Source organism: Flavobacterium sp. GW823-FHT06G12, from assembly GCF_058794775.1.
Genome location: NZ_JBXAHE010000001.1, coordinates 223,393 through 245,076 on the forward strand (window position 1 = coordinate 223,393; position 21,684 = coordinate 245,076).

21 protein-coding genes are annotated in these 21,684 nt (G+C 34.2%); 7 read left to right on the forward strand and 14 right to left on the reverse strand.

Annotated features, from left to right (window positions below):
• The first annotated feature begins 81 nt into the window (after window positions 1–81).
• From AC1Q5Z_RS00870 to AC1Q5Z_RS00880, 3 genes are all read left to right on the forward strand, one after another.
• Entirely contained in the window at window positions 82–1,236 is a 1,155-nt protein-coding gene (locus AC1Q5Z_RS00870; RefSeq protein WP_233074116.1) for an MFS transporter, read from the forward strand.
• A 42-nt stretch (window positions 1,237–1,278) separates the two neighbouring features.
• On the forward strand, window positions 1,279–2,211 hold the full coding sequence (locus AC1Q5Z_RS00875) for a peptidylprolyl isomerase (RefSeq protein WP_198856836.1): 933 nt from the start codon (window positions 1,279–1,281) through the stop codon (window positions 2,209–2,211).
• 92 nt (window positions 2,212–2,303) lie between these two features.
• The gene (locus AC1Q5Z_RS00880) at window positions 2,304–2,600 is read left to right on the forward strand and encodes a cytochrome c (protein ID WP_492443380.1); all 297 of its coding nucleotides are present in this window, start codon (window positions 2,304–2,306) and stop codon (window positions 2,598–2,600) included.
• A 104-nt stretch (window positions 2,601–2,704) separates the two neighbouring features.
• On the opposite strand, the gene AC1Q5Z_RS00885 is transcribed toward AC1Q5Z_RS00880, so the two are convergent.
• The 3 genes from AC1Q5Z_RS00885 to AC1Q5Z_RS00895 form a co-directional block, all read right to left on the reverse strand.
• Window positions 2,705–3,100, reverse strand: coding sequence for a GreA/GreB family elongation factor (locus AC1Q5Z_RS00885; protein ID WP_198856838.1), 396 nt, complete (start codon window positions 3,098–3,100; stop codon window positions 2,705–2,707).
• Between the two features lie 378 nt (window positions 3,101–3,478).
• Window positions 3,479–4,033, reverse strand: a complete 555-nt coding sequence (locus AC1Q5Z_RS00890) for a thioredoxin family protein (RefSeq protein ID WP_492443383.1) — start codon at window positions 4,031–4,033, stop codon at window positions 3,479–3,481.
• A 126-nt stretch (window positions 4,034–4,159) separates the two neighbouring features.
• A complete protein-coding gene (locus tag AC1Q5Z_RS00895; protein WP_492443385.1) occupies window positions 4,160–5,053 on the reverse strand; it encodes an alpha/beta fold hydrolase in 894 nt (297 codons plus the stop codon).
• A gap of 130 nt (window positions 5,054–5,183) precedes the next feature.
• Here AC1Q5Z_RS00895 and AC1Q5Z_RS00900 point away from each other — a divergent pair, with 130 nt between their 5' ends.
• Complete coding sequence (locus tag AC1Q5Z_RS00900) at window positions 5,184–5,519, forward strand: tRNA-binding protein (protein WP_278022415.1); 336 nt, start codon at window positions 5,184–5,186, stop codon at window positions 5,517–5,519.
• A 158-nt stretch (window positions 5,520–5,677) separates the two neighbouring features.
• On the opposite strand, the gene AC1Q5Z_RS00905 is transcribed toward AC1Q5Z_RS00900, so the two are convergent.
• The 4 genes from AC1Q5Z_RS00905 to AC1Q5Z_RS00920 all read right to left on the reverse strand — a co-directional run bounded on the left by AC1Q5Z_RS00905 (window position 5,678) and on the right by AC1Q5Z_RS00920 (window position 9,454).
• A complete protein-coding gene (locus AC1Q5Z_RS00905; RefSeq protein ID WP_492443387.1) occupies window positions 5,678–6,226 on the reverse strand; it encodes an RBBP9/YdeN family alpha/beta hydrolase in 549 nt (182 codons plus the stop codon).
• Window positions 6,227–6,249: 23 nt separating this feature from the next.
• Window positions 6,250–7,074: an alpha/beta hydrolase gene (locus AC1Q5Z_RS00910; protein ID WP_492443389.1), complete on the reverse strand. Its 825-nt coding sequence runs from the start codon at window positions 7,072–7,074 to the stop codon at window positions 6,250–6,252.
• A gap of 164 nt (window positions 7,075–7,238) precedes the next feature.
• Window positions 7,239–7,607, reverse strand: coding sequence for a PUR family DNA/RNA-binding protein (locus AC1Q5Z_RS00915; RefSeq protein ID WP_095931384.1), 369 nt, complete (start codon window positions 7,605–7,607; stop codon window positions 7,239–7,241).
• 68 nt (window positions 7,608–7,675) lie between these two features.
• A complete protein-coding gene (locus AC1Q5Z_RS00920; RefSeq protein WP_492443391.1) occupies window positions 7,676–9,454 on the reverse strand; it encodes an ABC transporter ATP-binding protein in 1,779 nt (592 codons plus the stop codon).
• Between the two features lie 204 nt (window positions 9,455–9,658).
• Here AC1Q5Z_RS00920 and AC1Q5Z_RS00925 point away from each other — a divergent pair, with 204 nt between their 5' ends.
• The 3 genes from AC1Q5Z_RS00925 to yajC all read left to right on the forward strand — a co-directional run bounded on the left by AC1Q5Z_RS00925 (window position 9,659) and on the right by yajC (window position 12,302).
• A complete protein-coding gene (locus AC1Q5Z_RS00925) occupies window positions 9,659–10,765 on the forward strand; it encodes a Glu/Leu/Phe/Val family dehydrogenase (protein WP_492443393.1) in 1,107 nt (368 codons plus the stop codon).
• 236 nt (window positions 10,766–11,001) lie between these two features.
• A complete protein-coding gene (nusB, locus tag AC1Q5Z_RS00930) occupies window positions 11,002–11,913 on the forward strand; it encodes a transcription antitermination factor NusB (protein ID WP_198856845.1) in 912 nt (303 codons plus the stop codon).
• Between the two features lie 113 nt (window positions 11,914–12,026).
• Window positions 12,027–12,302 (forward strand): preprotein translocase subunit YajC, encoded by a 276-nt coding sequence (gene yajC, locus AC1Q5Z_RS00935; RefSeq protein WP_012024270.1) that lies wholly within the window; start codon window positions 12,027–12,029, stop codon window positions 12,300–12,302.
• Window positions 12,303–12,634: 332 nt separating this feature from the next.
• Here the strand turns inward: yajC and AC1Q5Z_RS00940 are convergent, their stop codons facing one another.
• The 7 genes from AC1Q5Z_RS00940 to AC1Q5Z_RS00970 all read right to left on the reverse strand — a co-directional run bounded on the left by AC1Q5Z_RS00940 (window position 12,635) and on the right by AC1Q5Z_RS00970 (window position 21,324).
• Window positions 12,635–13,222 carry a YdeI/OmpD-associated family protein gene (locus AC1Q5Z_RS00940; protein WP_492443396.1) on the reverse strand — a complete coding sequence of 196 codons (588 nt, stop codon included), beginning with the start codon at window positions 13,220–13,222 and terminating at the stop codon, window positions 12,635–12,637.
• Window position 13,223: 1 nt separating this feature from the next.
• Window positions 13,224–14,501, reverse strand: coding sequence for a peptidase T (pepT, locus tag AC1Q5Z_RS00945; protein ID WP_198856847.1), 1,278 nt, complete (start codon window positions 14,499–14,501; stop codon window positions 13,224–13,226).
• A gap of 118 nt (window positions 14,502–14,619) precedes the next feature.
• Window positions 14,620–15,753, reverse strand: a complete 1,134-nt coding sequence (locus tag AC1Q5Z_RS00950) for a formylglycine-generating enzyme family protein (protein ID WP_492443398.1) — start codon at window positions 15,751–15,753, stop codon at window positions 14,620–14,622.
• Between the two features lie 104 nt (window positions 15,754–15,857).
• The gene (locus AC1Q5Z_RS00955) at window positions 15,858–16,865 is read right to left on the reverse strand and encodes a DUF6515 family protein (RefSeq protein WP_492443400.1); all 1,008 of its coding nucleotides are present in this window, start codon (window positions 16,863–16,865) and stop codon (window positions 15,858–15,860) included.
• A 72-nt stretch (window positions 16,866–16,937) separates the two neighbouring features.
• On the reverse strand, window positions 16,938–18,158 hold the full coding sequence (locus AC1Q5Z_RS00960; protein ID WP_343589294.1) for an OprO/OprP family phosphate-selective porin: 1,221 nt from the start codon (window positions 18,156–18,158) through the stop codon (window positions 16,938–16,940).
• Between the two features lie 22 nt (window positions 18,159–18,180).
• Window positions 18,181–18,765 (reverse strand): hypothetical protein, encoded by a 585-nt coding sequence (locus AC1Q5Z_RS00965; RefSeq protein ID WP_492443403.1) that lies wholly within the window; start codon window positions 18,763–18,765, stop codon window positions 18,181–18,183.
• A 120-nt stretch (window positions 18,766–18,885) separates the two neighbouring features.
• A complete protein-coding gene (locus AC1Q5Z_RS00970) occupies window positions 18,886–21,324 on the reverse strand; it encodes an arylsulfatase (RefSeq protein WP_492443405.1) in 2,439 nt (812 codons plus the stop codon).
• Between the last annotated feature and the right edge of the window lie 360 nt (window positions 21,325–21,684).

A 21,684-nucleotide genomic window follows, 5' to 3' on the forward strand; every position in this document is an offset into this window, starting at 1 on the left:
AAATAACTTAAAATATAAGTTTAGATTAAATATTGATGGTATTTTTGCAGCATGAATTTATCAAAAACTAATGTACTGTTTATGGCAGTTTGCACTGGTCTTATAGTTGCAAATCTTTATTACTGCCAGCCTTTGATTGTTTTAATTGCCAACGAATTTAAAATTCCTGAAGCCAGTGCCGGAACAATAACCTATCTAACACAAGCAGGTTATGCAATCGGACTGTTTTTTATGGTGCCGCTTGGCGATAAATTAGAACGAAAAAAGCAAATTTTAATGACCACTTTTGCTACTGTAATTGCTTTGTTAATTGCAGCAACAGCACAAAGTTTTCTTATTTTACAAATTGCTTCCCTGCTAATCGGAATCACATCCATTGTACCGCAGCTTATTCTTCCTTTAGCCGCTTCTTTGAGCGCGCCTGAAGAACGAGGAAAGGTTGTAGGAACTATTATGAGCGGACTTTTAGTTGGGATTTTGCTTTCGCGAACATTAAGCGGGTTTATTGGCCAAGTTTTAGGTTGGAGATCAATGTTTTATATCGCAGCAGGAATTTGTCTTTTGATCTTTTTTGTGATTCAAAGTAAATTTCCGCAGAACAAACCACAGTTTCAAGGAACTTATGGTCAATTGATCAAATCTTTATTTACACTAATAAAAACACAACCTGTTTTACGTGAGGCAACAGCAATCAATGTTTTTTGTTTTGCTCAATTTGGAGCTTTCTGGACTACAATGGTTTTATTGCTTTCAGGAGAACCATTTCATTTCAATAGTGCGACAATCGGTTTGTTTGGAATTGTTGGAGCTTCTGGGGCTTTAGCAGCGCCTTTGGTTGGAAAACTGGGAGATAAAGGAAACTCGAGAATTGCAGTTGGTTATGGCTGTTTATTGATTTTAATCAGTTTTTTAACTTTTTATTTTGCGATTGAAAGTGTAATCGGAATTGCAATCGGAATTGTATTTATTGATATTGGAATTCAAGGCGTTCACATTTCAAATCAAACGCGAGTATATTCGTTATTGCCAGAAGCTAGAAACAGATTAAATACGGTATTTATGTCGCTTACTTTTCTAGGGACGGCTGCTGGATCTGCGTACGGTTTATTGTTATGGAAATTGGGCGGATGGCCTGCTGTAACTATTGGTTGTATGGCTCTATCTTTAATATCATTAACGATTTACGGACTTACTTATAAATCAAAATCTAAAAAAGCGAAAGCGCAAATTGATTAAGAAATTAATTTGTAAATTTGCGTTCAAATTAAAAAAAATAACATGGAAAACGGAATATACGCTAAATTTAATACTAGCAAAGGTTCAATTTTAGTAAAATTGACACACGATTTGACACCAGGAACTGTAGGTAACTTTGTTGCGCTTGCAGAAGGAAATATGGAAAATAAAGTGAAACCTCAAGGACAAAAATTCTATGATGGATTAACTTTTCACAGAGTAATTGCAGATTTCATGATTCAAGGTGGTTGCCCAAAAGGAACTGGAACTGGAGATCCAGGTTATAAATTTGATGATGAATTTCACCCAACTTTAAAACACGATCGCCCAGGAGTTTTATCTATGGCAAACTCTGGTCCTGGAAGCAATGGTTCTCAATTTTTTATCACTCACGTCCCAACTCCTTGGTTAGACGGAAAACACAGTGTTTTTGGATATGTTGTTGAAGGACAAGATATCGTTGATGCTGTTGCTCAAGGTGATAATTTAGAGTCTGTAGAAATTATCAGAGTTGGTGATGAAGCTCAAAAATGGAATGCTATTGAAGCTTTTATTGGTTTAAAAGGTGCTCGTCTAAAAAGAGAAGCAGCTTTAAAGGCAGAATCTGAAGCAAAAATGGAACAATTAGCTGCTGGTTTTGATAAAACAGAAAGCGGTTTACGTTATAAAATGATTCAAAAAGGTGAAGGAAAAAGAGCTGAAGCAGGAAAAACAGTTTCTGTTCACTACGAAGGTTCTTTAGAAAACGGAAAAGTTTTTGATTCTTCTTACCCACGTAAAAAACCAATCGAATTCAAATTAGGAATTGGACAAGTTATTGAAGGATGGGACGAAGGTATTGCTTTATTGCAAGTTGGTGACAAAGCTCGTTTTGTGATTCCATCTGATTTAGCTTACGGACCATCTGGAGCAGGAGGAGTTATTCCACCAAACGCTACTTTAATTTTCGATGTTGAATTAATGGACGTAAAATAAGACTTCATTAGCAATTTAGTATTGTTATAAATAGAAATCCCATATGTTACTGCATATGGGATTTTTTTATATTTACTAAAAAAACAAAGCCAATGAAAAATATATTAATCCTTGCAGGACTTGCATTATTTATGGTTTCTTGCGGAAGTAAGAAAGCAGCTCCAGTAGCATCAGCCAGCGAAACCACAAAAACGGTAGCTTTAACACCTGAATTAGAAGCAGGTAAAAGTTTGTATGAAAACAATTGTGCAAAATGCCATAAATTGTTTGAACCGAAAAAGTTTACAAAAGAAGAATGGACGCCGATTTTGGTAAAAATGGGTAAGAAAGCGAAGTTAGATGATACTCAGATGGCTTCGATTACGAATTATATTGATTCGCAATTGTAATTTGAATTTTAAAAAGAGGTATAAAAAAACTGTTCATTTGAACAGTTTTTTTGTTTTCAAATAGATATAAAAAAACACCGTCACAGAATGAGGTGTTTTAAAATTTAAGAATGATGTACAGCCGAATTGTCTACAGCTATTACTTTTAAAGTTTTGATGCCAGCAGGTAATTCCCAATCCACTTCGTCATTTTCTTTAAAACCAATAATAGCAACACTTAAAGGTGCTAGAATTGATATTTTAGATTGTTTTACGTCTGCTGCAGAAGGTAAAACGATTTGAATTTTCATTTGTTTCTTGGCCTTTACATCTTCTATCGTTACAAGTGAATTAATTCGAATTACCGAACTATCCAATTCGCTTTCTTTACTAATTACAGCGCGATCTAATTCTTGCGAAAGCTGATTGGCTTCTTTAGTATTTGTTGAGTTTTTACTTTTTAAAATCAATTCTCTTAAAAATTGATAATCTGATTTACAGAAAGTGGGTGTTGGTTTCATATCTATATTGAATTTATTGTTATAAAATTTTAAATGATTTTTTCTTCTTAGAACAATTTATAAACGAAAAATTTCAGAGTCTTAAAAAAGACAGAATCGAAATGTTTAATCTGAAAAACAAAAAAATATCTGATCAAAAAATGATTTTTGTCAAATAAGTGAATGCTTAAGCTGATGTAAATCCTCCGTCAAAAAGAAGAAAAAGTGAAGTAGACGGAGGCCTAAAAAATAAAGGCCTTATTATGCGAAATAATTACAGCATGAAGCGGTTTTGCAATGCAAAACGACTTTATAGAGGCTGTAAGTAGTGTTGTATTTCCCATAAGGATGTTAAATTGAACGGCAAAGATACGTAATCTTTTTGGATTTAGTGCGTATTTACTTCCATTTTATGCCACAACCAAGACTTGGCTTCTGTGTTTCTTTCAAACTTCGGTTATAAATTAAGGCATCTATGGCACCTCTAAGGTCGCTTCCGCTAAGAGGAATTCCGTTGCCAGGTCTTGAATCATCCAATTGTCCGCGATAGAATAATTTGTCTTGATTGTCAAATAAATAAAAGTCCGGAGTGCAAGCCGCCTGATATGCTTTTGCTGTTTCTTGGCTCTCATCATACAGATAAGGAAAATCAATTTTGTTTTCCATTGCAAAGTCAGCCATTAATTCTGGTCCGTCTTGCGGATATTTTACAACATCATTACTCGAAATAGCGATTACTCCAAGTCCCTGCACGCGGTAATCGTTGGCAATCATTACCACTTCTTTAATAACATGATGCACAAACGGACAATGGTTGCAGATAAACATCACCAAAGTTCCTTTTGAACCTTTTAAGTCTTTAAAAGAAAAAGTATCATTAGAATTGGTGTCTTTTAAATAAAAATCAGGAGCAATTGTTCCTAATGGAAGCATTGTTGATTCTGTTCGTGCCATTTTATTTGAAATTTGAATTTCAAAAATAGCTTTAAAATTCTGTAAATAAAAGAGCACAAGAATAAAAATATCCAAAGAAAGCAGTTAGCTGCAACAGCTTGCTTCTTTGGATACTTTTTTAAGTTTTTATGAATTCAAAAAATCCAATAAATCTTCATTTAGCTTTTCTCTATCCGTATAAAAAAGTCCGTGTGGCGCACCTTCATATTCGATATAAGTATTGTTTGATATAGATTTTGCCGCTTTTCTTGAAGTAAGATCAATTGGTACGATTTTATCGTCGTCTCCGTGAATAATTAAAGTTGGAACTTTAATGAAATCTATTTCATCTCTAAAATCAGTATAAGAGAAAGATTCAGCACATTTTAAAGTAGCTCTTGGAGAAGCTACAGAACATAAATTTCTGTAATATTCTAGTAAAGGTGTACTTAAAGGTTTGTTGATAATATTAACGCCAAAAAACGTTTTTCCAAAATTATCAATAAATCCGATTCGATCTTCTTTGATTGCCATTGCAGTATTGTCGCTTTTTTCTTTTGGATGACCGTCAGGATTATCATGGGTTTTTAGAAGAAAAGGAATAATTGAAGAAATCAAAGCAACTTTGGTTACGCCTTTTCCGCCATGACGGCTAAAATAACGAACTACTTCGCCACCGCCCATTGAGAAACCAACAAGCGTTACATTTTCTAACTCTAATTGTTCGATAATTTCCTTAAGATCATCTGTTAAAGTGTCGTAATCGTAGCCGTCCCAAGGCTGAGAAGATTTTCCGAATCCGCGACGATCATATGCAATAACACGATAATTATTTTGTACTAAATGATCTATTTGATATTCCCACATTTCATTAGAAAGAGGCCAGCCGTGAATCAGGATAACAGGTTTTCCTTGACCATAATCCTTAACGTACAGCCTTACGTTTTGTGCAGTTTCTATATATTTATCAGTATGAACCTGTTTTAAATTAGATTCAAAATCTTTGGTTGACATGCATGCATTTGGTTCAGTATGTTCCATGTTATATCTTTTTACGTGAGTATTTTCATTTTTTCTTCTCGTAAAATTAGATTTAAAGAAAAAGAAATGGGTTATAGAATTAGGCTCATTAATTACAAAATTTATAGGTTTGTAATTAAAAGAAATTAAAATGGATTTAACTTGGAATGAATTTGAAAGAACCGACATGCGTGTTGGAACTATTATAGAAGTAAATGATTTTCCTGAAGCCAGAAAACCGGCTTTTCAGCTAACAATAGATTTTGGCTCGGAAATAGGAATTAGAAAGTCATCTGCACAAATTACTAAAAGATACCAGAAAGAAGATTTAGTAAATCGTCAAATTGTTGCGGTTGTAAATTTTCCAAGAAAACAAATCGGAAAATTTATGAGTGAATGTTTAGTGCTTGGTGCTGTAGGTGAGGAGGGAGACGTGATTTTATTGGCTCCCGATTTCAAGATTCCTAATGGACTACGTATTGGATAGTTTTTATCCTTAGTTTTAACCGCAAAGACCGCAAAGACCGCAAAGGCTTACGCAAGGTTCGCAAAGTTATAGCGCAAAGCTTTGCGAACTTTAATTGATAAAAACTTCGCATAAAGCTTGCGTTCTTTGCGTAGATCTTTGCGCTCTTTGCGGTTAAATTAAAGGTTTGTCTTTTTAATTAACTTCTGTAGTATCTCCTGTCCTTCCTCCCAATATTTTAAATCAGAATCAGAATTGATGTGACCTTGCTGTCCGATGTTCACAAAATCGCTTCCCCATTTTTCAGCGAAGAGTTTTTTTCTTTCAAAAGAAGCATAGGGATCATTTTCGCTCGCAACGACTACAGACGGAAAAGGTAATTTATAAAGCGGAATAGGCGAGAAGTTTCTCGTACATTCTGGTGTGTGGTTTGGTGAATCTACATCTGCTGGTGCGACTAAAAAAGCGCCAATAATATTTAGATTATTGTGTTTTTCTGCCCAATGCAAAACCAATGAAACTGCTAAACTATGTGCCACTAAAATAGTTGGCTGGTTAAGTTTTAAAATGTTTTCGTTTAGTCTTTCAAGCCATTCTTCTAGAATAGGTTCGTCCCAGTTGTCTTGTACAACGCGAATGGAATTTCCGAATTTTTTATGCCAAAAAGTTTGCCAGTGTTTCTCTCCAGAATCTCCAAGTCCTGGTATGATTAATAGTTGTGTCTCCATTGCCGTGGAATTTTATTTAGTGATTATTTTTTGCGTTCTTTTAAAATTCGGTTTACTTCATTAACCAAAAGCGGAAAACCAGGTTCTGTCATTCCGTGACCGTAACCGTCTAATTCGTATAATTTAGTTTGCGTATGTCCAACCAATTTCATCATTCTAGCCATGTATGCGTTTTCTTCATAACGTCCCAACATTTCAAGTTCGCGATCTCCAGTAATTAACAATAATGGTGGAGCATCGGCGCGAACGTGATATAAAGGAGCAAATTCGTCAATTGTTGGCTGTTTTTCTGGAATTCCGTCTTCTCTTCTAATTTCGAAATGTGTAATACACTGTCCGCTAAAAGGAATTAATCCAGCAATTTGATTCGCATCAATATTTTCTTTTTGAAGGTATTTTTTATTAAGCCCTATCATTAAAGCTAAATATCCACCAGCAGAATGCCCAGAAACAAAAATTTGAGATTTATCTCCTCCGTAATTTGAAATATTATTAAATGCCCAAGCTACTGCCGCAGCTGCATCTTCAATAGCTTTTTCAGCTTTTGCTTTTGGCGATAATCTGTAGTTTACACCAATAATAGCAAAGCCTTTATTTTTTAAAGCTTCCGGGATTTCTTTATTTCCGCCAGTTAATCCGCCACCATGAAACCAAACGATTGTTGCAAAACCAGTTTTGTTTTTTGGGTAATAAATATCTAAAACACATCGTTCGCTGATATATTTATCAGATTTATTTGTAGCAGCGTTATAATATTGAATGTTATTTTTCGTTTCATATTCTGTATTCTGTGCGGAAATGGAAATTCCAAAGAAAACGAAACTTAAAAGAAGAATTAGTTTTTTCATTTTTTGTGAGTTAATAGTAAAGTGTAATTTGTGAAAAAGTTAGAAGTTTAAGATGCTTGAATCGTACGTCTCACATTTTACAATTCACATCTCAAATATAAATATATAAAAAAAGTCCAAAATGCAGAACAAATTGGACTCCTACTTTATATAGATGATTTTGATTAAATATCGTCAAAATCGATATCTGTGAAGCTAGATCTTTGGCTTTCAGTTTTTTCAGAACTGTATTCTTTCTTAAAATCTTTTTGATGTCTTTCAGAAATTACTTCTTCGCCTTTGTGGTTCAAAACATAAGAAGTCATTTCCTCTAATATTTCGGCGAAAGCACTAAAATCTTCTTTGTATAAGTAAATTTTGTGTTTTTTGAAGTGAAAAGAACCATCTTCCTCAGTAAACTTTTTGCTTTCGGTAATAGTAATGTAATAATCATCAGCTTTGGTAGCTCTCACATCAAAGAAATAAGTTCTTCTTCCTGCTCGTAATACTTTAGAAAAAATCTCTTCTTTTTCTAACATGTCATTTTCTCTCATAATACGTTCTATCATTTTTGGAATTAATAGTACTCAAAAATCATAAAAAATTATCTATTACGCAACAATTAAAGTAATTCTTTTTCCGAAAGTTGTTTTAAATATAACGATGCATAATAACCCTCTTGATTTATTAATTGATTATGAGAGCCTTGTTGAATTATCTTACCGTCTTCGAGTATAATAATTTTATCTGCATTCTTGGCAGATGATACTCGATGACTTACAATTATGGTTGTTTTGTCTTTAGAAATCTCAAATAAATTATTCAAAATCAACTCTTCTGTTTCAGTATCAACCGCAGATAAACAATCGTCAAAAAGTAAGATTGCAGGATTTTTGATAATGGCTCTTGCAATAGAAACACGTTGTTTTTGTCCGCCCGAAAGGGTGATTCCTCTTTCTCCTAAAATGGTGTCGTACTGTTTGTTAAATGCAATAATATTGTCGTGAACAACAGCATTTTTAGCAGCTTTAATTACCTCTTCATCGGTTGCATTTTGATTTCCGAATTTGATATTGTTTTTAATAGTATCCGAAAACAAGAAAGCATCTTGAGGAACGATTCCTATATTATTTCGAAGATCATTTAAGTTTAAAGTACTGATTTCGTTTTCATCAATTTTAATCTCACCTTGTGTAGTGTCATAAAGTCTTGAAATCAAAGAAAGGATGGTTGATTTTCCAGAACCCGTTTTTCCTAAAATGGCTAAAGTCTCTCCTTTTTTTACTGTAAATGAAACATTTTTTAATGCTTCAATATTGGTGTCTTGATAGGTAAAAGAAACATTATTGAAAGTAATATTTCCTTCGATATCAGATGGGTTTTCGTTGTTGTTTTTAATTTCTGGTTCAATTTTCAAAAATTCGTTCAAACGTTTTTGAGAAGCTTCTGCTTCCTGAACCATCGAAGAAACCCAGCCCAAAGAAGCAACTGGCCAAGTTAGCATGTTTACATATAATATAAACTCGGCAATGGTTCCGATATTTGGAATGCTGCCATTAATATACATTACACCTCCAAAATAAATTACAACCAAGTTACTGATTCCGATAAGGGCAATCATCAACGGACCGAATAAAGACTGGACTCTTGCAAGACTTAAGCTTTTGCGTTTGCTTTCTTCAGCCAAATCAACCATATTATTTTGGTGCTGATTCTCTAAAGAATACGCTTTTATAACTCGAATTCCCGAAAAAATTTCCTGAGTAAAACTCGAGACTTTAGAAAGATATTGCTGAAAAGTGGTGCTTCGTTTATTGATTTCAGAACTTAGCTTAAAAATACAATACGAAAGAATTGGCAATGGTAATATCGTATATAAAGTAAGCAACGGCGATACATTATACATATATATTATAACGATCGCAAAACGAATAGCTGTATTAATAGTATACATTACAGCTGGCCCAACATACATGCGAACTTTAGAAACGTCTTCGCTAATGCGATTCATTAAGTCGCCAGTTCTATTTTGTTTATAAAAGTTCTGAGAAAGATTCTCATATTGTCTGAAAACTTCATTTTTTAAATCAAACTCAATATGGCGCGACATAACAATTAAAGTCTGGCGCATTAAAAATGTCAAAAATCCAGCAACAATCGTAGTTCCTATGATTAGCAGTACATTATGAATGAGGTCCTGACGAAAAGTTGCGATTACTATTTCCGATTTTTGTTCAGCAACAGAAAGTTTGTCAAAGTTTTCAATAGCATTTAAAGACTTACTGATGAGCTTTGGAGTAAATAAAGAAAATATTTGTGCGATTATGGTTATTAAAATACCTGCTGAAAAACTATATTTATATTTGATGAAATATTTATTTAAATAGCTTAATTCTTTCATTTTTTTAAGAAATCTAATATTGAATTGATTTGTATTTAAGAATTATTATTAAATAAAATTATAATAATCTGCGATTTAATCAAAACAATTATATTGTAAAATTGTTATTTTAAAGATAAAAAATTAACACATATGTATTTTTTAATTATGTTTGAGAAGTCTTTTTGACGAATTCATAATTTTAACCTAATTAATACTAGCGCTATGGATGCAACTTTCGCAACTGGAAAGGAACTTCAAAAAATGGATCCTGTTTTTGGACAGTTATCTTTTGACGATCACGAACAAATTGTATTTTGCAATGACAAAGATACAGGTTTAAAAGCAATTATTGGTATTCATAATTCGGTTATGGGACCAGCTTTGGGAGGAACCAGAATGTGGAATTATAACACAGAATGGGAAGCTTTAAATGATGTTTTACGTCTTTCGAGAGGTATGACGTTTAAATCTGCCATTACTGGACTTAATATTGGTGGAGGTAAAGCAGTAATTATTGGTGATGCTAAAACACAAAAAACTCCTGAGTTAATGCGTAAGTTTGGTGAATTCGTTCACTCTTTAAGCGGAAGATATATCACTGCAGAAGATGTTGGAATGGAAACTAAAGACATGGATACTGTAAGAGATGTAACGCCTTATGTTACGGGTATTTCTGAAGAAAGAGGTGGTTCTGGAAATCCTTCGCCTGTAACTGCTTACGGAGTTTATCTTGGTATGAAAGCGGCTGCTAAAAGTCAGTTTGGAACTGATGTTTTGGATGGTAAAAAAGTTTTGGTACAAGGAATTGGACACGTCGGTGAAACTTTGGTTGATTATTTAACTAAAGAAGGAGCGCAAGTAACGATTACTGATATTAATGAAGAAAAATTATATCAAGTAGCTTCAAAATATAATGCTTCAATTTATACTGGTGAAGATTTGTATACTGCAGATGTTGATATCTATGCGCCATGTGCGATGGGAGCAACAATTAATGATAATACAGTAGATAAAATTAAGGCTAAAGTTATTGCTGGTGCTGCCAACAATCAATTAGCAGATGAGAATGTTCATGGTGCAAGATTACAAGAAAGAGGAATTTTATATGCTCCAGATTTCTTAATCAACGCTGGTGGAATTATCAATGTTTATGCTGAATTAGCTAACTACGGTAAAGCTGAAATCATGACTAAAACAGAAAATATCTACAATACAACTTTAGAAATTATAGATTTCGCTGCTAAAAATAATATTACAACTCATAAAGCGGCGCTTACAATTGCTCAAAACCGTATCGATCAAAGAAGAATCGAGAACGCTTCTAAGTAATTTTTAAGTTTACAGTCTCAGTCTCAGTTTTCAGATCTACTGGAAACTGAGACTTTTTGTTTTTGCTTAATGCTGAAAACTATGATTGGGACTGAGAACTAAATAAAAATGAGACCAAAAACTGTCACTTTTTTGCGAATTAATTTTAAAATACGCATCAAAAGTTTTACTTTTGCAGACTAATTTTTAAATGTTCTTACACGGTGGTAAATAGAAGACACATACGCGTTAAAGTAATGCAATCCATTTATGCAATGCATCAAAGCGGTTCTGATAACATGGAAAAAGAGGAGAAATTCCTTTTTTATAGCATTGATAATATTCAGGACTTATACCTTATAATGCTTTCTTCATTGATAGAAATTTGTAAAAAAGAAGCTGTCTATTTACATCTTTCTAGTAAAAAACACCTTGCTACTGCAGCAGAACGTAACCCAAATGAAAAATTTATCAAAAACAAAATTTTTCAACTTCTTGCCGAAAGCAATTCTCTTAGTATCGCTTTAGAAAATCGTAAAATCAATAACTGGTCTTTAAACGACGATTATATCATTTTGCTTTTAAATGATGTTAAAGCAAGCGATATTTACAAAAAATACATGAGTAATAACGTAAATACGTTTGAAGAAGACAGACAATTTATTATTGATTTGTTTGAAAATGTTATTGTTCCTAATGAAAAATTATACGAGTATTTAGAGGATGATAAATTAACGTGGGTTGATGATATTCCGGTTGTAAATACTCATATTGTAAAACAATTGAAAGCAATCAAAACGGAAGATCCGGATGATTTTAGAGTGCCAAAATTGTATAAAGATGTTGAAGACAAAGATTTTGCAAAAGATTTATTTAGAAGAACAATTCTAAACGAAACAGCTTTTGCAAAAGAATACGAAGATAAAACGCCAAATTGGGACAGTGATCGTATTGCCGAAATTGATACGATTATCTTAAAAATGGCAATTTGCGAGTTTGTTAAATTCCCTTCAATTCCAGTAAAAGTAACTCTTAACGAATATTTAGAAATTGCAAAAGAGTATTCTACACCAAAAAGTAGTATTTTTATCAACGGAATTTTAGATAATCTTGTTAAGGAACTTACTGCCAATAAAAAAATGGTAAAAGTTGGAAGAGGGTTAATGTAAAAGTTTGAAATAAGCAATTTTAAAATTTCAAATTCCAACTGCTTTGTCTCTCTGAGCGAAGTCGAAGAGCTAAAAAAAGAATATTAAATATAAATCAAAAACAAATTTAAATTATGGGACAATTATCTCAATTTGCGCCATTCCTTTTAATGTTCGTGGTAATCTATTTCTTCATGATTAGACCACAACAAAAAAGAGCTAAAAACGAAAAAGAATTTGAAAGCAGCCTAAAAGTAGGCGACAAAATAGTTACAAAAAGTGGTTTCCACGGTAAAATCGCTGAATTAGCAGAAACTACTGTTGTAATCGAAACTATGTCTGGAAAATTAAAATTAGAGCGTTCTGCTATTTCTTTAGAATTAAGCGCTGCTTTGAATAAGAAAGCTTAATTTTCTAAATTACAATATTCAAAATCCCAAATTCCAAATAGAAGTTTGGGATTTTTTTTGCCTTGTATTGTCATTTCGAGGAACGAGAAATCTTCGCAAATAGCTCCTCAAAGCATGGAGGAAAATCTTTGTAGAGTCTCTTGCGGAGATTTGCTTCGCCTATTCGCTATCGCTCGGGTCTCGTTCCTCGAAATGACAAACTTTGTGAAGGAATCTTTTGATCCTTCCTTCGTCAGGATGACAAAAAAAGAAAACCTTTATCAAAGTTTTAAACTTTGACAAAGGTTTCTTTGTATGGATTGGAATTTGGAATTTAAATATTGAAAATTAAATTACCTGTATTTATCATTCAGTCCAACATTCGCCAAAATCATTGGAATCACTTTTTCGATTCTAGAGATCTTAGTTTTTTCCTGTTTAGCCGTTTCAATATATTCTAAAAACTCATATTGTTTGTAAGGAGAAAACTTTTCAAAAGCTTCTTTTAAAGCTGGATTTTGAGTCATTTCTTTTTCTAAAAGTTCAGATACAATAGCTTCTTTTTTAGAAGGTTTAATAACTTTTCCTTGCTTTTCGTTTTCAATCGCTTCGCATATGTATTCTAAAACTTCCTTTTCGTTTACTTCCTCTTTTGAAGTAAAACGCCATTGACGCATCGATTTTGTTTTATCTTCTTGAGCGTTTATTAGTCTCTTTTTTTCGTCTTTTAGAAAAACACCGTTTAGAAACCAAATGGCAAAATAATTTTTAAAACCTCCAATTCCGATAACATTTTTTTTGTTGTAAACATAAATAGGTCCTCCCCATTTTATGGTTTCGACCAGTTCTGTTTTGTCAATAATTGATTTAAGAAAAAGGAGTTCTTCTTCCCATTGATTGACTTTGTCCCAAACGTGTTTTTTATCAGAATTCGGTTCCACTTTATCTTTTTCTTTTAGATTTTTCGGGTGCATCAAAAATTCCAGGAATTGCTGTTAATTCAGCAATTTTCACAATAACATCAGTAGCTTTCTGAATACTTTCTGCTGGAACATATTCGTATTTTCCGTGGAAATTATGTCCGCCTGCAAAAATGTTCGGACAAGGCAATCCCATAAATGATAATTGAGAACCATCAGTTCCGCCACGAATTGGTTTAATGATCGGTTTGATGTTCAATTCTCTCATCGCTTTTTCAGCAATATCTACAATGTATTTTACAGGAAGAACTTTTTCTTTCATATTGTAATATTGATCTTTTACTTCGGCAATTACAATATCTTCGCCAAATTTCTTTGCGAATTTTTTATTGAATTGTTTCGCCAGCTTATGAATCAATTCTTTTCTTTTTTCGAATTTCTTTCTGTTATGATCGCGAATAATTAATTCTAAAACGGTTTCTTCGATATTCCCTTTTATGTGGTGAACGTGAAAGAAACCTTCGTAACCTCTAGTTTCTTGTGGAGTTTCGCCTTTCGGAAGTTCATTGATAAAATCATTTGCCAAAAGCATAGAATTGATCATTTTTCCTTTAGCATAACCTGGGTGAACGCTTTTTCCTTTAAAAATGATTTTAGCTCCAGCGGCATTAAAATTTTCATATTCTAATTCACCAATTTGGCTTCCGTCCATGGTATAAGCCCATTGTGCTCCGAATTTTTCAACATCAAAATGATGTGCGCCACGTCCGATTTCTTCATCTGGAGTAAAGCCGATTCTGATTTTTCCGTGTTTGATTTCAGGATGCTGAATCAGATATTCCATTGCCGAAACGATTTCTGTAATTCCAGCTTTGTCATCAGCTCCCAATAAAGTCGTTCCGTCAGTTGTAATGATGGTTTGACCTTTATATAATAATAAATCTTTAAAGTAGTCTGGAGATAAAATGATGTTTTTCTCAGCATTCAAAATAATATCTTTCCCATCGTAGTTTTCGACGATTTGCGGTTTTACATTCGCTCCGCTAAAATCTGGAGAAGTATCAAAGTGAGAAACAAAACCAATTGTTGGCACTTCATGATCAACATTGCTAGGAAGCGTTGCCATGATATAAGCTTTGTCATCTATAGTTACATCTTCTAGGCCAATTGCTTTTAGTTCGTCAACTAATTTATTGGCAAGATTCCATTGTTTCTGCGTACTTGGCGTTGTTTGTGAATTTGGATCCGATTCGGTATCAATTGTTACATAACTGATAAAGCGATCTATGATATGTTGCATTTTTTTGAATTTTTAGCAAATATAGAAAATTTTTTCTGCTAAGAAATTTAGCTTTCAATATCTGAATTAATAAAAAAAGGGATTCAATATAGAATCCCTTTCTGGTATTTTAGGTTTGTTATTTGCTTTTTACACATCTAAAACCAACGTGATTTGCAGCAGATCTAATTTCGCCTTTTCCTCTTGTTCCAACCATGTATCTAGTACAATATTGATCGGTGCATAAAAACGAACCGCCACGATGCACACGTTTTATTTCAGATGGATCGCTTGGATCGTAATAAGCATCTGGTCCTTGAGGATTTCTGGTTACTTTTCCGCTTTCTGCTAATGATTTGTAGTAATCTACACTGTACCAATCATGTACCCATTCCCATACATTTCCAGCAATATCATACAAGCCGTATGCATTTGGAGCGTATTGTTTTGTTGGAGCAATTCCTTTAAAACCATCTTCTCCAGTATCTCCATCTTTAATTGGAAAGTGTCCTTGGTATATATTTGCTTGAAATTTTCCTTTTGGTTTTAAATCATTTCCCCAAGCATAAAGATTTCCAGTTTTACCACCTCGTGCAGCAAACTCCCATTCTGCTTCTGTTGGAAGTCTTTTTCCTGCCCATTTTGCATAAGCTTCAGCGTCTTCGTAAACAACGTGAACAACGGGATATTTTTCTTTTCCTATAATGGTACTTTGCGGGCCTTCAGGGTGTCTCCAATCAGCACCTGGTTCGTAACGCCACCACTGTAAGAAATTGTTTAAATTTACTGCAGAAGGAGTAGGAGTAAAGACAACAGAACCAGTGACTAAATCTTCTTCATTTGCGGTTGGAAATTCTTCTTTTGTTGGTTTCTGTTCAGCAACAGTAACATAACCAGTTGCTTTTACAAACTTTTCAAATTCTTCGTTGGTTACTTCAGTTTCATCCATATAATAACCATCTACATACACTCTGTGTATAGGTGCGGCATCTTTGGTCACGCCTTTAATACTGCATAAACTTTCATCTTCAACATTGGTTCCCATTGAGAATTCGCCACCAGGAATCCAGACCATGCCTTTTGGTGTTTTTTCAGAAGGTTTAAATTTATTTTCTACAGTTGGTTTAAATTCAGATTCTAGATTAGTGGGAGTTTCGTGACATTCGGCAACTGTTTTTTCTACTTTATCATTTGTGAATTTAGTGTAACTGTAAGCAATTGAAATAATGGACAATGTGAGTAACGCAAAGATCCAAATGGTTTTATTTTTCATGGTTTATTATTTTTTGAGCTTATAATGGTTGTCAATAGTGGGCATAAAATTAGGCAAAATAACTTTTAAAGTTATAGTAATTTTATAGAATTAATAAAATTTAATTATTCTTTTTCAACCTGAACCACTTCATACCTGTCTTTTCCATCAACTTGTACAGGTTGATAGTACGTTTCCCCAAATTTCACGTATTTAGCGTCACCAATAGTAACTTCTTCACCACCTTCAGGTAAATTCTCAACTATTGTTCCTGCTGTAGGAGCTACAACAGTGTATTTGCCTCCATCTTTCTCGTAATAAGTACCTCCATAATAGTAATTATTTACGGTTCCAGTATTTACGGTTTCTGCTCCGCTTGGAATATTGTTTACAGTCCCGCCGACAGGTGCAGGAACTGCCGTATAGCCGCCGTTGGATGAGGTATACCAAACTCCCTGATCGTAATGGTACTGTGTACTTTCTACACTAACAACAATTGCTGTAACAGCTAAAGTAGCTACAAAAAATCCCCACGGATGCCAAACAGGCCCCCAATAAAATGGTCGGTAAGGACGTGGATAATATGGATGGTAGCAATTGTATCTATAACCACCATATACATAAGGAGGACGCACGTAAGGTCGTGGACCAGGTCTTACAACTGTATTACGATTGTTACGAACATGCACGCTGTTATTAACATTAATATTTACATTATTTCTGTTTCTATTAACGGTATTGCCACTAATATTTGTGTTTCTATTGCCAACATTGTTTTTATTTACAGTATTATTTCTATTTACTGTGTTGTTTCTGTTTGCAGTATTATTTCTGTTGGAATTATTTGACGGCCTTGTAATTTGAGTCCCAGATTTGTTGGCTCCAGGTCTAGTTGTTGAAGGTCTAGTCGTCGCTGCGGGTCTAGTTGTACTTGGCCTTGTTACATTTGGTCTAGATTGAGTTGCAGGTCTTGCTTGTCTAGTATGAGTTGCTCCACCGCCTCCGCGTGCTCCTCCACCGCGAACTCCGCCTCCATGACGTTGCGCTAAACTATCAATTGAAATAAAGAAAAGAGTTCCGATTAAGAAAGCTAAAAGAGCTGGTCTTTTTACTGTTTTGGATATGTTTTTCATATTCAATAATTTATGTGATTTAAAGTTATGAAAAAAAATGTTTGATTTGTGTTAATGAGCTAAAAGTTTAAATCACAATGAAATATCCCATTGTATTCTAAAGCGCCACCCTTGTTCTAATGGAAGTGTTTTGTCTTGAAAACTGAAATAACTTACTTCCGAAGTCAATTTATTTTTATGACCTTTAAAAAACCAGTTAAAAGCCAATGTGGATTCATTCTGTCGGTTTTCTTTTATTGAATTATCAGGTCTATATCCTGCATGACGGCCTGCCATTTCTAAGTGTTTTGGCCACCAATCAAAAACATTATGAAAGAAATATCCAGCTTGAACATAGTAACCCCTCAAAACAGTCATATTGTTGTTATCGTATTTATCAATGATTTCTTTGGTATGTAATTCGCTTTGCCAAGAAAAGCCTCGATACATAAAAGCAGTTTCAAAATTCCACTGATTGACTCTGTACTGTCCTGGCAGACCATCTTCAAATCCGTCTAAAGAACCTCCTCCTGCTTGCGAGAAACGAGTGTAAGGGCTTCGGTTTGTTATTGCTGAGAAAGCTACGATTGGAGTTGGTTTTTCATGAAATTCTAAATCACAACCTTCAAAATCAAGGAATCTACCTAAAAAATTCCATTGTGCTCTTCCAAAATACATTAAATGATTATCGTCATTAGCAGTGCTTCCTCGTCCTGTACCTGTCAAAGCTGCGGCCCAATAGTTAAAGTCTGCAATTCCAGCGCCTTTTAAATGCCCATAAACTTCAACTCCTAATTGTCGGTCTACAGTAAAGGGACGGTTAATTAGTGAACGATCTACCATTTGCTGTTCACCGCTGCTAATAAAGCGTTCTCGCGTAAATTCCGTTTTCCATTGTCCAACTTTAAAGCTCAGAAAATCCCATTTCTCAATCATAATTCTAAAATCCAATAAATTGGATTGGCTTAATTCGTATTCCCAATAATATTTAAGCCAAGGTTCAAAAGCATGACCGCCAATTTTTAATCTGGCACGGTTTATTTTGAAAGTCGTTTTAGCATCTTGACTATAATCATCATAGGTTAAAGGGTCTGTGTCATTTGGTGTTGAAAAACGAAATTGAAGTCGGCTTGCCAATTGGAATAGAAATTTTTTGTCTCGAGTTTCTAATTCAATTCCTTTACTTCCATAACGAACATTCATTAGTTTGGTAGTGTCCTTTTCTTGCTGCGAAAATCCTTTGAAACCAATTAGTAAAAGAAAAACTAAGAGGGAATATTTAGAAATGCGATTTGGTTTATTTGTGCTGTACATAAGATCAATAGGTTGGTGTAAATTATTTTCCTCCAAAGTTTTTTGCGATTCCTAAACCAATTCCCCAGCTATCGTATGCGTTCCATTTAAAGTCGTAACTCGCAGTGCCGAAAATTTCCCATCCTTTAGGAAGTTCATATCCATACTCAACGCCTACACGAGTTAAGAAAAAATCTTCTTCTTTGGCAAATTCACAGCCAAAACCTAAGAGAAAACTCCAATGTTCGTTTGGTTTATAAATTCCCATAAGAGCAGGAGCAATAGGGTAGCTTCTTTCTACGGTTTCTTTGTCATTTCCGCTTTCATACACTTTTTCTACTTTGAATTTCTCAACAATAAAATCGGTATGTAGACCAATGGCCCATTTTTCATGAAATTGATAAGTATAATCAATTCCCCACGCTGGAAGAGTTAAGGTTTCACGATTTCCTTCTTCATCTCGGCCTTCAAAAACATGAACATGATTAATAGAAATTCCGATTTGATGATGCGGGCTAAAAGTTTTTTCCTCATGTTCTTGAGCTTTAATTTTAGTCGAAAAAAAGCAGCTGATTAAAGAAATTAGAATTACAAGGAAGCTTTTTTTATAATAATTGTTATCGAACATTTTGATTTATCCTTAAAGAAACATTCTTTTATTGTCTTGCGTTAATTATAAAGGAAAAAGAGGTATTACTGTCCATTATTATGTTCATTAGATACCTCTTTTAAATTTCTCTTTAATTTATTAATCTCTTCCTAAAGCTCTTTTTGCTTCGTTGTTTAAGTCCGAATATTCGAGTTTTCCAACACTAATTCCGACACCAACAATTTCACCGCCTTTAAAAGTACCTGGAGTTTTGTATTCTTTACTCACAGAATCTCCGCTGTCAAATCCGACACAAAGTCCGTCTCCAGCAAGTGTAAATTTACCAGATTGTGTTCTCATTGGTCCAGATGCTACTTCTTTTCCGTCTATATACAATTTCATTGTTCCAAGAGATTCGCCATTTGGTCCTGCTTTTTCACGTGTGAATTCCATTCCAAAAACATGTTTTCCTGTTGTGATAGGCACATTTGAAGTGAATTTTTGTTCAGGAGCAATTCCTAAGAAATTGTAGACATAGTTTAGCTTACCATCTTTTATAAATAAAGTATGTCCTCCAAAACGAGATCCATGGGCAAAAAGTACGCCTGAAGCTTTAGCATCTTTAACATCAACATCTGCCAAAATTTTATAAGAGCGTCCGCGAACATTCACTGCAACTCCTTCTGGTACTGCTGAAGTTCCTGGGTAATATTTGTAAAGATCGCGAGGAGCTTCAGAAGAAGGTCTTTCAATTCCTAGTTGCTCAACGGCAGTACGGTCATCTAGAGGTAATACTAGATTTTTGGCAGCTTCGTCATTCCAATCTTTAATTAATTCTTTTAATTTGTCTGGATATTTTTTAGCTAAATTATTTACTTCAGCACGATCCACATCCGTATTATATAATTCCCATTCATCTTTATCAAAATTCCCTTTTCCAGTCAGAGGTGCGTGTAAAGCAACAGCTTTCCAACCATCTTTCCATAAAGCACGGCTTCCTAACATGGCAAAGTACTGAATGTGTTTTTGTGTTTTTGTATTCGGAGCTGCATCAAATGTATAGCGCATAGAAACTCCAGATAAAGGGTATTGAGCAACACCACGGTATACTTTTGGCATTTCCAGACCGCAAATATCTAGGATAGTTGGAACAATATCGGTTGAATGATGAAATTGGTCACGAATTTCACCTTTAGCTTTTATTCCTTTTGGCCAAGAAATTACTAATGGATCACAAGTTCCTCCAGCATATTCACTGTATCTTTTGAACATTTTAAAAGGGGTAGAAAATGCAGCAGCCCAACCAGTAGGATAATGTTCGTAAGTGTCTGGACTTCCTAATTTGTCAATATATTTTAAGTTCTCTTTTAATTCATCAGGATAGCCGTTAAAGAATTTATTCTCGTTTACAGATCCTGTTGGTGAACCTTCGCCTGAAGCTCCATTATCGGCAGCGTAAATAACTACAGTATTTTCTAATTGACCTGTTTGTTCCAAATAGTCAATTATACGGCCAACTTGAGCATCGGTATATTCAGAGAAACCAGCATAAACTTCAGCTAATCTAGAAAATAACTTCTTCTCGTCTGCACTTAATTTATTCCAATCTAAAACTTCATCACCTGGATTTGAAACTCCTGGAGGAAGCGGATTGAAATTTGCATAATTCGTGCCTTTCGGAATTATACCTTTAGCAATCATACGTGGCAATACCCATTTACGGTAAGCATCATAACCGTCATCAAATTTACCTTTATATTTTGCGATATATTCCTCAGGAGCCTGATGAGGTGCATGATTGGCACCTGGACAATACCACATATACCAAGGTTTAGAAGGGTTTGTCGCTTTTTGATCTTTAAGGAACTCTAATGCATGGTCTGCTAAATCTTTAGATAAATGATAGCCTTCTTCTGGCGTTGCAGGTGGTTCAACAAAATGGTTGTCTTCGGTTAAGTCAGGATACCATTGATTGGTTTCTCCGCCAAGGAATCCGTAAAAACGATCAAATCCCATTTGCAAAGGCCAAGTGCTTCGATCGCCTCCTGCGGCTACATCTTGCTCAGGAACGTTATGATCTTTTCCTATCCAAAAAGTACTCCATCCGTTGTCTTGCAGTACCTGACCAATTGTAGCGGCCTGTTTTGGCAGTCTTCCGCTTCCGCCAGGAAAACCAGCAGCAGCTTCTGTAATAGCAGCCATACCATTAAGATGATGATTTCTTCCTGTTAGCAATGTCGATCTTGTTGGAGAACACAAGGCTGTAGTATGCCATTGTGAATAGGTGATTCCGTTATCGGCTAGTCTTTGCATGGTAGGCATATTGATAGCTCCACCATAAGGTGACCAAGCGGCAAGTCCGGTATCATCATATAAAATAAATAAGATGTTTGGAGATCCTGCAGGAGCTTTTTTAGGAGAATATGGTGCCCAGTCTTCTTTTGAATCACGTACATCTAATGCTATTTTTCCTTTAAAAGTTTCTTTGGTTACCTGCTGAGGATCTGCTTGTGCAAATAATTTAGTTGATAAACCCAAAGAAAGACAAAATAGAAGTGTGAAAATACTTTTTAGAATTAATTGTTTACTGACTTTCATGGTTGAAGTTATTAATTAATAATTTTTGTGAAGGTATTTTTTGAACATGGGTATAAGTGCACTCTGAAAAAAAGTATTATTTATCTCAGAATTAAGATGTTTAATCGGCGTTTAGATTCTTAAGATTTGGAATGAATATCTCAAAATTAGAGATTCTTAAGTCAAATGGATATTTTAAGGGCATTCAACTTGTTTCATTTTATAATTTGCAACATAAAAAACAAGTTTTAGAAGAAAGAATGACAGATGTTTTTAAGAATAGTTTTATTTATGAGCAGAAAAATCAAACAAAAAGAAAATTATTTGTTTTCGTAAAAAGACACCTTTTTAAACTATAATATTTAAATTTGCATCCAAAAA

What these genes read in the sequence shown, in the direction of transcription:
- AC1Q5Z_RS00870 (WP_233074116.1), top strand. Translation starts at nt 82, where the DNA reads ATGGCAGTTTGCACTGGTCTTATAGTTGCAAATCTTTATTACTGCCAG.
- AC1Q5Z_RS00875 (WP_198856836.1), top strand. Translation starts at nt 1,279, where the DNA reads ATGGAAAACGGAATATACGCTAAATTTAATACTAGCAAAGGTTCAATT.
- AC1Q5Z_RS00880 (WP_492443380.1), top strand. Translation starts at nt 2,304, where the DNA reads ATGAAAAATATATTAATCCTTGCAGGACTTGCATTATTTATGGTTTCT.
- AC1Q5Z_RS00885 (WP_198856838.1), bottom strand. Translation starts at nt 3,100, where the DNA reads ATGAAACCAACACCCACTTTCTGTAAATCAGATTATCAATTTTTAAGA.
- AC1Q5Z_RS00890 (WP_492443383.1), bottom strand. Translation starts at nt 4,033, where the DNA reads ATGGCACGAACAGAATCAACAATGCTTCCATTAGGAACAATTGCTCCT.
- AC1Q5Z_RS00895 (WP_492443385.1), bottom strand. Translation starts at nt 5,053, where the DNA reads ATGGAACATACTGAACCAAATGCATGCATGTCAACCAAAGATTTTGAA.
- AC1Q5Z_RS00900 (WP_278022415.1), top strand. Translation starts at nt 5,184, where the DNA reads ATGGATTTAACTTGGAATGAATTTGAAAGAACCGACATGCGTGTTGGA.
- AC1Q5Z_RS00905 (WP_492443387.1), bottom strand. Translation starts at nt 6,226, where the DNA reads ATGGAGACACAACTATTAATCATACCAGGACTTGGAGATTCTGGAGAG.
- AC1Q5Z_RS00910 (WP_492443389.1), bottom strand. Translation starts at nt 7,074, where the DNA reads ATGAAAAAACTAATTCTTCTTTTAAGTTTCGTTTTCTTTGGAATTTCC.
- AC1Q5Z_RS00915 (WP_095931384.1), bottom strand. Translation starts at nt 7,607, where the DNA reads ATGAGAGAAAATGACATGTTAGAAAAAGAAGAGATTTTTTCTAAAGTA.
- AC1Q5Z_RS00920 (WP_492443391.1), bottom strand. Translation starts at nt 9,454, where the DNA reads ATGAAAGAATTAAGCTATTTAAATAAATATTTCATCAAATATAAATAT.
- AC1Q5Z_RS00925 (WP_492443393.1), top strand. Translation starts at nt 9,659, where the DNA reads ATGGATGCAACTTTCGCAACTGGAAAGGAACTTCAAAAAATGGATCCT.
- nusB (WP_198856845.1), top strand. Translation starts at nt 11,002, where the DNA reads ATGCAATCCATTTATGCAATGCATCAAAGCGGTTCTGATAACATGGAA.
- yajC (WP_012024270.1), top strand. Translation starts at nt 12,027, where the DNA reads ATGGGACAATTATCTCAATTTGCGCCATTCCTTTTAATGTTCGTGGTA.
- pepT (WP_198856847.1), bottom strand. Translation starts at nt 14,501, where the DNA reads ATGCAACATATCATAGATCGCTTTATCAGTTATGTAACAATTGATACC.
- AC1Q5Z_RS00950 (WP_492443398.1), bottom strand. Translation starts at nt 15,753, where the DNA reads ATGAAAAATAAAACCATTTGGATCTTTGCGTTACTCACATTGTCCATT.
- AC1Q5Z_RS00955 (WP_492443400.1), bottom strand. Translation starts at nt 16,865, where the DNA reads ATGAAAAACATATCCAAAACAGTAAAAAGACCAGCTCTTTTAGCTTTC.
- AC1Q5Z_RS00960 (WP_343589294.1), bottom strand. Translation starts at nt 18,158, where the DNA reads ATGTACAGCACAAATAAACCAAATCGCATTTCTAAATATTCCCTCTTA.
- AC1Q5Z_RS00965 (WP_492443403.1), bottom strand. Translation starts at nt 18,765, where the DNA reads ATGTTCGATAACAATTATTATAAAAAAAGCTTCCTTGTAATTCTAATT.
- AC1Q5Z_RS00970 (WP_492443405.1), bottom strand. Translation starts at nt 21,324, where the DNA reads ATGAAAGTCAGTAAACAATTAATTCTAAAAAGTATTTTCACACTTCTA.